The sequence below is a fragment of the Mycoplasma sp. 21DD0573 genome, from assembly GCF_034863425.1.
In the GTDB taxonomy this organism is placed as follows: Bacteria; Bacillota_I; Bacilli_A; order Mycoplasmatales; family Metamycoplasmataceae; genus Mycoplasmopsis.
This window is the reverse complement of the sequence record NZ_JAYFEZ010000016.1, coordinates 1-14007: the sequence shown is the minus strand read 5'-3', so window position 1 is coordinate 14007 and position 14007 is coordinate 1. Positions and strand designations below refer to the sequence as shown.

11 protein-coding genes are annotated in these 14007 nt (G+C 29.6%); 6 read left to right on the top strand and 5 right to left on the bottom strand.

Annotated elements, in window-relative coordinates; translation table 4 throughout:
• The first annotated feature begins 1293 nt into the window (after nt 1-1293).
• The gene (locus tag VBM86_RS02730; protein WP_323189780.1) at nt 1294-1908 is read left to right on the top strand and encodes a hypothetical protein; all 615 of its coding nucleotides are present in this window, start codon (nt 1294-1296) and stop codon (nt 1906-1908) included.
• 100 nt (nt 1909-2008) lie between these two features.
• On the opposite strand, the gene VBM86_RS02725 is transcribed toward VBM86_RS02730, so the two are convergent.
• The 5 genes from VBM86_RS02725 to recO form a co-directional block, all read right to left on the bottom strand.
• Nucleotides 2009-3388, bottom strand: a complete 1380-nt coding sequence (locus VBM86_RS02725) for a M17 family metallopeptidase (RefSeq protein ID WP_323189779.1) — start codon at nt 3386-3388, stop codon at nt 2009-2011.
• Between the two features lie 80 nt (nt 3389-3468).
• Nucleotides 3469-4836, bottom strand: coding sequence for a M17 family metallopeptidase (locus tag VBM86_RS02720; RefSeq protein WP_323189778.1), 1368 nt, complete (start codon nt 4834-4836; stop codon nt 3469-3471).
• A 3-nt stretch (nt 4837-4839) separates the two neighbouring features.
• Nucleotides 4840-5223, bottom strand: a complete 384-nt coding sequence (locus VBM86_RS02715; RefSeq protein WP_323189777.1) for an IMPACT family protein — start codon at nt 5221-5223, stop codon at nt 4840-4842.
• An 87-nt stretch (nt 5224-5310) separates the two neighbouring features.
• A complete protein-coding gene (locus VBM86_RS02710) occupies nt 5311-6453 on the bottom strand; it encodes a DnaJ C-terminal domain-containing protein (RefSeq protein WP_323189776.1) in 1143 nt (380 codons plus the stop codon).
• Nucleotides 6454-6481: 28 nt separating this feature from the next.
• On the bottom strand, nt 6482-7153 hold the full coding sequence (gene recO / locus VBM86_RS02705) for a DNA repair protein RecO (protein WP_323189775.1): 672 nt from the start codon (nt 7151-7153) through the stop codon (nt 6482-6484).
• Between the two features lie 94 nt (nt 7154-7247).
• Between recO and VBM86_RS02700 the strand changes: the two genes are divergently transcribed.
• Genes VBM86_RS02700 through VBM86_RS02680 form a run of 5 tightly spaced genes read left to right on the top strand, consistent with a single transcriptional unit; the run spans nt 7248 to nt 13862 of the window.
• On the top strand, nt 7248-7574 hold the full coding sequence (locus VBM86_RS02700; RefSeq protein WP_323189774.1) for a hypothetical protein: 327 nt from the start codon (nt 7248-7250) through the stop codon (nt 7572-7574).
• On the top strand, nt 7567-9231 hold the full coding sequence (locus VBM86_RS02695) for a DAK2 domain-containing protein (protein ID WP_323189773.1): 1665 nt from the start codon (nt 7567-7569) through the stop codon (nt 9229-9231). Before VBM86_RS02700 ends, VBM86_RS02695 begins: the two co-directional genes overlap by 8 nt.
• The gene (gene plsX / locus VBM86_RS02690; RefSeq protein WP_323189772.1) at nt 9231-10250 is read left to right on the top strand and encodes a phosphate acyltransferase PlsX; all 1020 of its coding nucleotides are present in this window, start codon (nt 9231-9233) and stop codon (nt 10248-10250) included. Before VBM86_RS02695 ends, plsX begins: the two co-directional genes overlap by 1 nt.
• A gap of 1 nt (nt 10251) precedes the next feature.
• Complete coding sequence (gene rnc, locus VBM86_RS02685) at nt 10252-10932, top strand: ribonuclease III (RefSeq protein ID WP_323177751.1); 681 nt, start codon at nt 10252-10254, stop codon at nt 10930-10932.
• Entirely contained in the window at nt 10932-13862 is a 2931-nt protein-coding gene (locus VBM86_RS02680) for an AAA family ATPase (RefSeq protein WP_323189771.1), read from the top strand. The genes rnc and VBM86_RS02680 overlap by 1 nt, the downstream gene beginning before the upstream one ends.
• The last annotated feature ends 145 nt before the right edge of the window (nt 13863-14007 follow it).

The window sequence follows — 14007 nt, the reverse complement described above, 5'->3', positions numbered from 1 at the left end:
ATATTGAGATGCTTTGAGTTTTTTATAAATTGTCTATAAAACTTGTCCTAGTTTACACTAAGTGCATATTTAATTTTCTTATTTTCTATTGTGGTTGTATTACCTATTTATGCTATAGATTTATATAAAACTAGTTTGCCACATTTACCAGAAGGAATACATAAAACTTATTCTGATGGAGCTTATCTGTTTTTCGCAGGTGACTATCTCTTCACATATTTTATCTGTATATTTATAATAATACATAATGTTATTTACTTAAGAAAAGTTAACAAAAATAATTGATTTACAAGTTTCTTCCCTTTCTTATGTGAAAATATAAAGATTCAATATTCATTTGCATATAAAATGAAATTTATTACATTTATATGCACATATATAATTGTTCTTTCAATTCTTATAACTGGTATAGTTTTTCAATTTATATTCAATTCTTTTGAACTTAACGCATATATTTCTATGCCTCTCATTGCTTTAGTCGCTTGCATAATATTATCAATAATAATTTTCTTCTTCATTTGCATTTTAGTCTTTCAAGATGGAAAAAAATTATATTTAACAAACAAAGAAGCAACTACTAAATAAGTATGACTTCTGTTAATTAATAATCGAACTCTAAAGAAAGAAGGTTTAATAAAATCATGTTAAGAAAAAACTGATTAAAATTTTCAACTTTAAGTGTATATTTAATTTTATTATTTTCTGTTGTGGTTGCTTTACCTATTTATGCTGTAGACATATATCGAATAAAATGATCAGATGTGCCAGGTCTCGCGATAGATGTACCTCCTTATATCCCTAAATCCATTGGATATAAAGCTTATCTAATGTTTTTCGAAGACTATTTAATAACATATTTTATTTGTACATTTACAATAATACATAATGTTATTTACTTAAGAAAAGTTAACAAGAATAGTTGATTCACAAGTTTCTTCCCTTTCTTATGTGAAAATATAAAGATTCAATATTCATTTGCATATAAAATGAAATTTATTACATTTATATGCACATATATAATTCTTGTTTCTATTTTTATAACAGGTATAGTTTTTCAATTTATATCAAATTCTCTTGGATATCTTTTACTTCGCCGTATTTCCACGCCTATTATTTCTTGAACTACTTCCACAATATTATCACTAGTAATTTTATCCTTCATTTGCATTTTAGTCTTTCAAGATGGTAAAAAATTATATTTAACAAGTAAAAAGGTTTTTACTAAATAAAGCTGTTTAACAAACACGTATAATCAATTAATAATTTAATCCTAAAGAAAGGAACTTTAAAATAATGTTAAGAAAAAACTGGTTAAAATTTTCAACTTTAAGTGCATATTTAATTTTATTATTTTCTCTTGTTATAGCCTTACCGATTTATGCTGTAGATTTATCTTCCGTAAGATTGTCAAATGTACCAGGTCTTGCAATAGAAGTGCCTGATTATATTCCTAAATGCATTGGAGACGGTGCTTACCTAATTTTTGCAGCACACTATATCATCACATATTTTATCTGTATATTTTTAATAATACATAATGTTACATACTTAAGAAGAGTTAATAAAAATAGTTGATTTACGAGTTTATTTCCATTCTTGTGTGAAAATATAAAGATTGAATATTCATTTGCATATAAAATGAAATTTATTTCATTTATATGCACATATATCATTCTTGTTCCAATTTTTATAACAGGTATAGTTTTTCAAATTATATTCATTTCTGTCGGATATCCAAAGAGAATTTATATTTCTATACCTCTAATTAGTTTTACTGCTTGCACAATATTATCGCTAGTAATTTTATTCTTCATTTGCATTTTAGTCTTTCAAGATGGTAAAAAGTTATATTTAGCAAGCAAACAAAATAAGAGTGCTGATAAATCTTTTACTTATTGAATTAAGTAAAATAATATATTCTTCAATCTTAAAAATTAGTACAAAAAATACAAATATCTTAGTTAGAAAGTGATATTTGTATTTTTATATAACTTTTTTTGAAGTTTTATTATTTAGATGAATCAAGGGCTAATTGTGTCAATGTTTTTACCATTACACCTGTAGGTCTTGAAGCAATATCAGCTGTTCCTGCCACATCTAAGTGAATGTATTCAACATCTTCTGTGAATTCTTTTAAGAACATAGCAGCTGATGATGAACCTCCACCAATACCGCTTAAGTCAGTGTTCTTAAGGTCGGCAACTACTGAGTTTCTAATTTCTTTAGCAAAAGCTTCATCAAGAGGCATTCTTCATACTAATTCATTTTGTTCTTTAGCAGCTTTTAATAATTCTTCTCAAGCAGCATCTGTAGTAGCTCATGCACCTGTGTATGTTTGTCCTAATGCTACTAAAATAGCGCCTGTTAATGTAGCAACATCAACTAATCTTGTAGCTTTTAAATTTCTTACAGCATATGTTAATCCATCTGCCATAACTAATCTACCTTCAGCATCTGTGTTGTTAATTTCAACTGTTTTACCATTCATTGATGTTCAAACTGAATCAGGTAACGAAGCATCTCCATTAACTCTGTTGTCTGTAATACACATAATTGCAGCAACATTTGTTTTTGGTTTTAATTGAGCAATAGCTTTAAGAGCTGAAGCAACAAACACAGAACCTGACATGTCAAATTTCATACCTAACATGTTTCTACCTGTTTTAATGTTGTATCCACCTGAGTCAAATGTAATTCCTTTACCTACATAAACTGTTTTTTCGTTTGATTCAGGGTTCCCGTTGTATTCAATAACAACAACTCTTGGTTCAAACATACTTCCACGGTTAACTGAAAGTAAAAGTCCCATTTTTTGCTCTTCAATTTGTTTTTTATTAAGAACTGCAACTTTTAAGTTTGAGTATTGTTCTAAATCTTTTCTAACAACTTCTGCTAATCATTCTGAGTTACAAATGTTTGGTGGTGTCACTTGTAAGTTTCTTGCGAAGTTAACAGCTTCTGATAATACAACTGCTTGTTTTAATGCATCTGCATATTCGTTTTCATCTTTAACTGATAATAATGAAATTGCAAATTTCTCATCTTTTTTAGCTGTTTTAGCTGAATATAAATCAGCATTTACATAGTTGTAAACTTCAACAAAAGCTTTAACAACTTGTGCTAATGTAACTTTTTCTGTTACAAATGAATCTAAATCAACTTGAATATCTCTACCTTGATTTGTAAAGAATCCTTTTGCAAATTTAGCTACTGAATCAAAAGATAATTTATCTTTTTCTCCCATAAATACAAGAGCTTCATTTTTATCAAAGTATTCTGTTACAACATTATTTTTTTGAATTAATGTTGATGGTAAGTTTTCATCATTTTTATAAACCGCTTTTAAAAGCATTGAGTTATTTCTAACTTTATCAACTGTTTTAATCATAATTTCCTTTCATACAAATATAAGTGAGTTATTTAATATTTTATAAATATTAAAGTTTCTAAATAAGTAAGTAAATTATATTACTTATTTTCATTTAATAATACATATTCAACTAATGTTGCAACTAATGCACCTTGTGGTTCGCCTTGAACATCTGCAGTACCAGCAACATCACAGTGAATGAAATCAATATCTTTAGTGAATTCTTTTAAGAACATTGCTGCTTGTGATGAATCTGGTCTAACTTTTGAACTTCAGTTAGCTAAGTCAGCAACTTTTGAACCCTTGTTACCTTTGTTATAATCTTCGTGTAAAGGCATTCTTCAAACTTTTTCGTTCGCTTCTTTAGAAGCTGCTAAAAAGTCATCTCATTTCGAATCATTTGTTGATCAGATTCCTGTGAAAGTATTTCCTAATGCAGTTAACATTGAACCTGTTAATGTTGCAACATCAATAATTGTTGTTGGTTTTAATTTATCAGCTGCATAAAAAATTCCATCAGCTAAAACTAATCTTCCTTCAGCATCTGTGTCAACTACTTCAACTCATTTACCTGACATAGATTGGTAAACATTTTCAGGCAATGACGCATCATTATTAATTCTGTTGTCTGTAATACACATAACAGCAGAAACATTAACATTAGCTTTTAATTGAGCTAAAGCTTTAACTGCATAAGCTGCAATTACTGAACCAGACATATCATATTTCATACCTTCCATATGATATCCTTTTGTGTTAACTCCACCTGTGTCAAATGTGATACCTTTTCCAACTATAGAAATATGTTCTTTTGATTTTTTGTTGCCTTTGTAAGATACAACTACAACTCTTGGTTCATGAACACTTCCTTTATTAACAGACAATAAAAGACCCATATTTAATTGTTCAATTTCTTTTTTAGTTAAAACTGTTAATTCAAGACCTTCAATACCTGAAAAATCATTTGTAATCTCGCTAGCTAACATTTCTGAGTTTAAGAAGTTTTCTGGTTTAATTTGAAGATTTCTAACATCATTAATTGCTTTTGCAACTACTTCAATTTTCTTAACTAATTTTGATGAAACATTTTCGTTTCTCACATACACATAGATGTTTTTGAATTTTTCTTTATCTTCTTCAATTGATTTTTTGAATAATTTCACTTGTCCAAATAATAATTTTGAGTAAATAATTCTGAATGTTTTTAAAACATCATCATTTAAAACAAATGATTCAACATCAACTTGATAAGCCCTATTAACTGAAGTTGCTAAATTCTCAAATAAATCTGCTAATTCATCAAATGATTGATGTTTTTTATCAATGTAAATGTATGAAACATTTTCACTTAAGTTATCTGTAATTTTTCCATTTTTAGTAGCTACATAAGAAGGAAAATCTTTGTTTTCATAAGCTGCTTTTAAAACTAAAACATCTTTTTTAAGTTCTTTAATTACTTTAATCATTTTTTATTTCTCCTTACCTTGATTATCTTTTAAATATAAGTTAATTACTATTGAAGCTGATTGCCTGTAAGCTTTTTTAAGTGGTCCAGCTCCTAATTTTGTTCCACCAAAATATCTAACAACTGCAACTAAAACATTTTGCGCTTTTGTTAGTCTAATTAATTCAAACATAGGCTTACCAGCCGTTCCACTAGGTTCTTTATCATCTGAAAATCCACCTGTTTCAGCACCATTTGAATTTAATAAATATGCATAACAAATATGTCTTGCATCTTTATATTGTGCTTTAAGATCTTTTAGAATTTGGTTAACTTCTTCTTTTGAAGAAACTGGATATAAATAACCAATAAATTCTGATTTTTTGATAATTAACTCGTTCTTATACATAAATTAAATTAATTATAATTTAATTTAATAAATTGGCTAAAATTAATTGCTAAATTAAAACCTAACTACTAGAGTTAGGTAAAAAAATTATTTATTAGCTTTTTCAACTGCTTGAACAAAATCTTGATTTGATGAATCAGTTACATTTTGTAATGCAGCTAAAACTTCTTTTTTATTTTTTCTATCTAAATCAGGAATAATAACTTCTAAATGTAATCTTAAATCACCTTCCATACCTCTGAAGTGAACTCCTTTTTTAGGAACCTTAATCACTTTTGAGTTTGTGTAGGTTTTCTTCATTTTAATTTTTACATTTCCTCAAGGAGTTGGGACGTCAACTGTGTTTTCTAACATAATATCAATGAATGAAACTGGAAAATCCATTTCAATATCCATACCATCTCTTTCATAATATTTATGAGGTAGCACATTAACTGTAATGTATAAGTCTCCTGGTGTTCCACCGTTTTTACCTAAACCACCATATCCAGCAACTTTTAATCTTGTTCCTGAAACTGTCCCTTCCTCTATTTTAATAGAAACAGTTTTTTGGATAGCTGAGTAACCTTCACCACGACACTTTTTACATTTTGAAACAGTAACCTTACCTTTTCCATGACATGTTTCACAAACAACCTGTTGAACTTGTTGACCAAAGAAACTATTAACAACTCTTCTTTTGTGTCCTACTCCATTACATGAACTACATGTTTGTAAATCATTTGGATTTTCTGCTCCAGTCCCTGTACAGAACATACACATTTCTCATTTATCTAATTTCTCTTTAATTGTTTTTCCTTTAAGAGCATCCATAAATGAAATGTTTATATTAGTTCTATAATCATCCCCTCTTTGTTGGTATGAACCTTGAGAACTTCTTTGTCTTCTTGCTCCAAATCCACCGAAAATGTTCTCGAAAATATCTTGGAAATCTTCAGAAAAGCCTTGTGCACCACCGAATCCACCACCATAGTAGTTTCCACCTCCTGGGTTTGCTCCTGCTCTTCCATTAGCGGCATCGTGACCGTATTGATCATAAACTTTTCTTTTCTCAGGGTCTGAAAGAATTGAATAAGCCTCATTTAATTCTTTCATTTTTTCATCAGAAGTTCCATCTTTCAATTTATCTGGATGATATTTTTTAGCTAAACTTCTGTAAGCTGTTTTAATTTCTTGTTCAGTAGCTGTTTTTGAAACACCTAAAATTTCATAATAATCTCTTTTACTCATAGTTTTATTATTTTAGCATAAAACTCAGTTATTTGCTAATATTTAAATGATTAATTATTTGCTTCTTATATTCAATAAAAATAAGCTTGTTAATTTCACTGTTTACATCATTGACATAGGCGTAAAAGTCGTGAAATGAATATCATATTGCCTGTAAAACTGAAACATCAAGTCTTTGGGTAATATCGTGGTTTTGACAAATAAAACCTAAATTAAAATCAAAAGAAATAAAGTCCTTAATTCTTCCACATCTTTTGCAAGAATTAAATGATAAATCAATACCAAAGTATAGCAATGAGTGTGCATAAAAGTATGTTGAAACTTTAGTTCAGGGCGCATTATTAAAACTATCAAAATGTCTATTGTATTCAGCAAATAAATGATTTCTAGTTCTTATATTCTGAAATAAAAAGTTCAAACTATTAAATAGATTAATATTATTTAAATTAGTAACATCAAGTAATTTTATTGTGCTTGATTTTTTTAATCTTCCATACTTATTTTGTGTTCTTGAAGCAAAATATTCAATTTCAACAATTGAACCAACTATTAAGTTGCTTCTATTTTTTGAATGTACATTATTTAGACCTCTAGCAACTAAATCTAATCTCCCAAAAGCAGTGAAAAAACTGACAATATGCTCATTGTCTGATATTTCGTGTAAGTTTAAAACTATTGCGTTTTTGATTATTTCAGCCATAATTTCACCGCTTATTAGAGCGTATAAATATTATATATTTATAAAAATAAATTAGGGTAAAATATATATACTTTATCAAACACGGAGGTTTTGGATGGATACATTGCAAATTAAACAAATGTTCATTGATTCAATTTCTAAAGTTCCAGGCGTAAAATTCTTACACGAACCAACTTTAGATATCAATTGTGAACCTGACACAATTGTCAGATTAAATCCTGAAGAATATTTTGAAAACATTGAGGTTTTATTAACTGAAAATTCACGTGTTGAAATTAAAGCAGCAATTACTGTTTTTGATGGGACACCAATTAAATTCATCATTTCACAAATTTACAAAATTATGGAAATGAAATTAAAAGCTAAGAAATTTAAATTCAATAAACTAATTATCATTGTCAAGGGAGTAACCAATGAGTAAAAGTAAGAAAGTAGATAAAAGAAATATCCTGAATGGTTCCGAGTTAGCTAAAGCATTTTTATCAGGAGCTAAAGCATTAGTTAATGCAAAAAACAAAATCGATGCGTTAAATGTGTTTCCTGTTCCTGATGGAGATACTGGAACAAATATGTCTTCAACAATAGCGGCTGCTATACCTGATTTAGAAAAAGTTCAAAATGAACCAGTATATGGTATTACCAAAAAAGTTTCAACAAATATGATTTATGAAGCTAGAGGAAACTCTGGTGTTATCCTTTCACAAATTTTCAAAGGATTCGCTTTAGGTACAGATGGTAAAGTTGAATTAAATACTCAAGATTTAATCCAAGCTTTTGAGAAAGCTACTGAAATTGCTTACAAATCAGTTTTTAAACCTGTTGAGGGAACAATTCTGACAGTTATTAGAGAAACAACCGAAAATCTTAAAAAAGAATTCGAGGGTAAAGATATTCACTATTCAGTATTCTTTGAAGAAGTTGTTGCATTTGCACGGAAAAGTTGTGATGAAACACCTAACAAACTTAAGAACTTAAGAGAAGTTGGAGTTACCGATAGTGGTGGTGAAGGTCTTTACACAATTTTCTGAGGAATGAATGAAGCTCTTCACGATAGACCAGTTGAACTTAAAGATAATTCAGACGAAGTTACAAACTTTATTGGTGATAGCGAAGTTTATGAAGGAGAATTTGGTTACTGTACAGAAGTTCTTATCGATTTAACTGAACCAACTAAATTCAAGAAAACAAACTTTGTTGCAAAACTTGAAAAATTGGCTAACTCACTTGTTGTTGTTTCTGACGACAATATCCTTAAAGTTCACGGACACACAGTTAAACCTGGTGATATGTTAAACTTTGCTCAACAATATGGTGAATTTATCAAAATAAAATCAGAAAATATGACGCTTCAAGCTAACTATTCAAAAGCTAATGCCGAAAAACTTAAAGAGTCACAATTACAACATAGTGAAGAAAGTAGAACACCTTGTGGAATTATCTCATGCAACTTAGGTTCAGGTATAGTCGCAAGAATGAAAGATTTAGGTTGTGACTTTGTTGTTGAAAGTGGACAAACACAAAACCCATCAGCTCAAGACTTGATAAATGCAGTTAATAATGTAAATTCAGATTCAGTATTTATTCTTACAAACAATTCAAACATCATACTTGTTGCACAACAAGTAGCGCAAGTCATCCAAGACAAAAACGTTATTATTATTCCTACAAAAACACAAATTCAAGGAATAACAGCTATGCTTAATTTCAATCACGAATCTTCAGTTGAAGAGAACGTTGAAATGATGAATGATGCAATTGCTAATGTAACTACTGGTGAAATTACAAAAGCAATTAGAAACACAAAATTAAATGGTGTTCAAATTAAAGATGGTGATTATTTATCTATCATCAATGGAAAAATCACTGCAAGTTCATCAAAACTTTTAGACGCTGCTAAAAAAATAGTTAAAAAAGCAATTACAGAAGACAAAGAATTAGTCACAATTTACTACGGTGATGAAAGCTCACTTGATGAAGCTGAAGAAATTCTTAACTTCATTGAATCAAACTATGATATTGAAGTTGAAATTATTGAAGGTAATCAACCTACATATCAATTCATCATTGGAGTTGAATAATGAAAGACTATAAATTCAAAATTGCTTTTGACATAAATGGAAATGATAATGGTCCAAGTGCAGCAATTGAAGCTGCTAGCAAATTTGCTCTTCAATTCCCTAATACACAAATTCAATTAATTGGTGACATTTCAAATATTGATAAAACAAAACTTCCTGAAAATATCTTACTTATTAAAAACAAAAATGTTCCTAGTGAACCTAAGAACATTAGAAAATCAATGAGCGAAGATACATCAATGAATCTTGCAATTAGTAAAGTTATAAACAATGAAGCTAATGCAGTTTTATCAAGTGGAGATAGTGGAGTTTATATCTCAACATTAACACTTAAATTAAAAAGATTACAAAACATTTCTAGGCCAGCATTTATGCCAGTTGCTACATCTATTTTAGGTAGTAAATTGCTATTTTTAGATGTAGGTGCTAACTTAGAAACAAAAGCACAATATTTAGTTGAATGAGCTATGCTTGCTTCATTGTTCTATAAAACAATGTTTAAAGTAGCAAAACCTAGAGTTTCACTTATTAACATTGGAACTGAAGATTACAAAGGTCTTACATCAACTAAACAAGCTCACGAATATTTGAAAACATTAAATGATATTAACTATGTTGGATTTGTTGAATCAAGAGAATTATTTAATGGAAACATTGATGTAGCTGTTGTAGATGGTTATGCAGGTAACACAATGCTTAAAAGTTATGAAGGAGCAATTGGTGCATTTTCAAAAGCACTTAAAGGTCAAATATTAACTAAATTAAAATACAAAATTGGTTATTTACTTTTAAAAGGTGCATTTAAAAATGTTGGTAAATCACTTGACTACCGTTCAGTTGGTTCTGCTTGAGTACTTGGTGTTAATGGACTGGCAATTAAAGCTCACGGTTCATCTGATGCAAAAGCTTACTACAATGCATTATTATCAATTCAAGAAGCTCTTGAAAATAACTTATTAGAAAAATTGCAAACATTATCAGATTCAATTAAAGTTGATAATTTAGAAAGCGAAGAATAATATGGTTAATTCACTTAAAAGCTTTTTTGAAATAAATAATATTCAACCAATTAGAACAGACTATTATCTATTAGCAATTACGCATTCGTCTTTTAATAGAGATAAAGATGATAACTACGAAAGACTTGAATTTTTAGGAGACTCACTTCTACAATTTGTCAGTTCAAACTACATATTCAGAAAGTATCCTGAATTATCACAAGGTCACGCAACCAGATTAAGATCAACTGCAGTTAGAACGGAAGCACTTGCTAAAATATCTAACGAATTAGGTCTTTTAAAAATCTTAAGAACTGGACCTGGAAAAATGCGTGAATCAGTGATTAATTCACCAAAAGTTCAAGCAGACGTGTTCGAAGCAATGATAGCAGCTATATTTTTAGATCAAGGATTTGAAAAAGCTTCACAATTCATAATCAAACATATATCTCCTATCATTGACTCGGTACACAATGATGAAAATAAAGATCCTAAAGGACAACTACAAGAATACTTTCAAAGTATGACAAAGGAAAGTATCACATATCAAACTGATCAACTCAGTGATAAACGTTTTTTAGCAAAAGCTAAACACGATGGTGTTATTTATGGTGAAGGTGTTGGTTTAAGCAAAAAAGAGGCTGAAACTAATGCTGCTATTGATGCACTACAAAAGCTTAAAGATAAAATTGAGGTGCAATAATGAAATTAGTAAAAATCGAAGCACATGGTTTTAAATCATTTGCTGAACCTGTAATCTTACGTTTTAATGGAGGTGTTGCTGGTATTATCGGACCAAACGGTTCTGGTAAAAGTAACATCAACGATGCTATTAAATGAGTTTTAGGAGAACAAAGTTCTAAAGAACTTCGTGGAGACTCAATGCAAGACGTTATCTTCGCTGGTTCTAAAACAGCTAAACCAATGGACTTTGCAAGAGTTACATTAACATTTGATAACAAAAACTCAAATAACTCAATTCCTGATGAAGTTGTAACAATCACACGTGAATTACAACGTGGTAAAGGTGTAAACAACTACTATATGAATGGACAACCTTGCAGATACAAAGATATTAAAAGTATTGCAATGGAAACAGGTATTGGGAAAAGCTCATTAGCTATTATTTCTCAAGGAACTGTTTCAGACATAGCTGAAGCATCTGATGAAGATAGACGTGGAATTTTCGAAGAAGCTGCTGGAGTTTCTAAATTCAAATTCAAGAAAACTGAATCAGAAAGAATGCTTAAAAGCGCTGAAGATTCAATGAATCAACTTGAACCTAGAATTTCAGAGCTCGAAAAACAACTCGGACCATTAAGAAAACAAGCTGAAAAAGCTTTAATCTACAGAGATAAAGCAGAAGCTCTTAAAAAAGTTGAAATTCCATTCTTAGCTAAAGGAATAAAAGAAAATAAAAGAATTTACGAAGAATTAGACGAAGAACTTCGTGGTGTAGACGAAACAATGCAAAAATACAAAGAAGAAATTGCTAGTTTACAAATCGAAATTAAAAACGCTAAAGTCGAAAAAGAAAAAGCAAGACAACAAGTTGATGAACTTGAGGGAACATACAATGGTATGGCTTCAAGATTAAACTCATTAAACTCAACAATTGATCAACAATTTGCAAAAATTAACTTAATCACGAGTGGACAAGTAACAGTTGATAATGATGAAGCTATCAAATCATATGCAAGTGCAATTAAAAGACTTGAAGCTGAATTACTTTACAACACACATACTTATAGTGAACTTAAAGCTCAATTTGAAGAAACTAGAAAACAAATTGAAGAAGATACAAACTTAGTAAACAATTTAAGAATTGCTAACCAAAACCACAGAGACAACTTAATTTCTGCAAAAACGACCTTACAATCTTTATACAGAACTAAAGAATCTAAATTAAACCTTTTCAAAGGTCCTAAAACAATTATGGAAAACAAAATGTCTTTCAAAGGTGTTAAAGGACTTGTTAGAGATTTAATTAAAGTTAAACCAGAATACATCACAGCTATTGAAACTGTTTTAACTCACGCTGCACAACACATTGTTGTTGATATTCCAAACACAGCTGTTAAAGCAGTTGAATTCCTTAAACAAAACAATGGTGGTAGAGCAACATTTATTCCTCTTACATCTATCCAAGAAAAATTTGTTCGTGACGACTATTTATTAGCAGTTACAGGACATCCTGGATTTGTTTCTCTTGCTTCAGATTTAGTTGATGCAGATCCACAATATTCGGTTTTAGTTAAATTCTTATTAGGAAACGTTGTGGTAGTTGATGATATTAAATCAGCTAATGCTATTTCAAACCTTCTTGAGAAAAAATATATGATTGTAACTCTTGATGGTGACATTATCCGTGTTGGAGGGATTATCGTTGGGGGAACTGCTCAAGAAAGTGATAACGTCTTAGGTATTGATGAAAAAATTGCAAACCTTGAAAACAAAATCTCTGGTATTGAACCAATGATTAAGAAAAATGAACAACAAATCGAACAATTATCATTTAGACGTAACCAATTAATCCAAAAGAGCAGAAGTACTGAATTAGAAATTCACAACTTAGAAAACTCAATCAAACAAAAACGTGAAGAAGTTACAAACTTAAAAGGAAAAGTTGATGCCTCTTCATTATCACTTGATGATTTTGAAAACTCTGAAACAGTTATTGAAAGAAACAAATTACAAGCAAAACTTATCGTTGTTAAAAATGAGCTTGCTGTTGCTAAAAACTTATACCAATCTTGAGATGAAGCGTTATCACTTTACAACACTAAATTATCAGATGCTCAAGATTCTCAAAATGCCTTAAACAAAGGTTACAGCAGTAAAATGATTAACAAATCTGAATCATTCAAGATTTTCACTGAATATACAAACAGATTAGCTAACGTTTACCATATGACAGTTGAATACGCTGATCAAAACTTTGTTTTAGAAATTTCTTATGAAAAAGCAAAAGAATTTGTCGAAGAATTAAGACAACAAATTGCTGAACTTGGAAATGTTAACTTAGAATCTATCGAACAACTTGAAGAAGTTGAAAACAGATATGACACATTAGTAGCAAACAGAGATGAATTAGTTCAAACAAGAGACACTTTATACCAAGCTATCGCTGAACTTGACAAAATCATTGTTACAAGACTTACAAATGTTGTTCATGACGTTAACCAAGAATTCAACAACGTATTCAAATCTATGTTCGGTGGAGGAGCTGCTGAAGTTAGATTCGTTGAACCTAATAATATTTTAGAATCAGGAATCAGCATCTTTGCTCAACCTCCTGGAAAAAGTGTTAAAAACCTTAAATTATTCTCAGGGGGAGAAAAAGCGCTTATTGCTATCTCATTATTATTCGCCATCTTAAGAGCTAGACCTCTTCCATTATGTATTCTTGATGAGGTTGAAGCTGCTCTTGATGAAGCTAACGTTGTTAGATATGCAGAATACTTACAAGAACTTAAGAAACAAACTCAATTTATTGTTATCACACACAGAACAGGAACAATGCAAAGAGTTGACTCATTATTTGCTGCAACAATGCAAACACGTGGAATTACAAGTTTCTTCAGTATTCACTTAAAAGATGTTGAAAAATACATTACTGAAGAAGCTAACTAATTCAATTTGATAGTTGACTATCACAAGAAATTGTGGTAGTTTTTTGTTTATCTAAATTTGTAAAAAATAAGCAAAAAAACGAAATTTTGCTAAACTAGGACAAGTTTTATAGACAATTTATAAAAAACTCAAAGCATCTCAATAT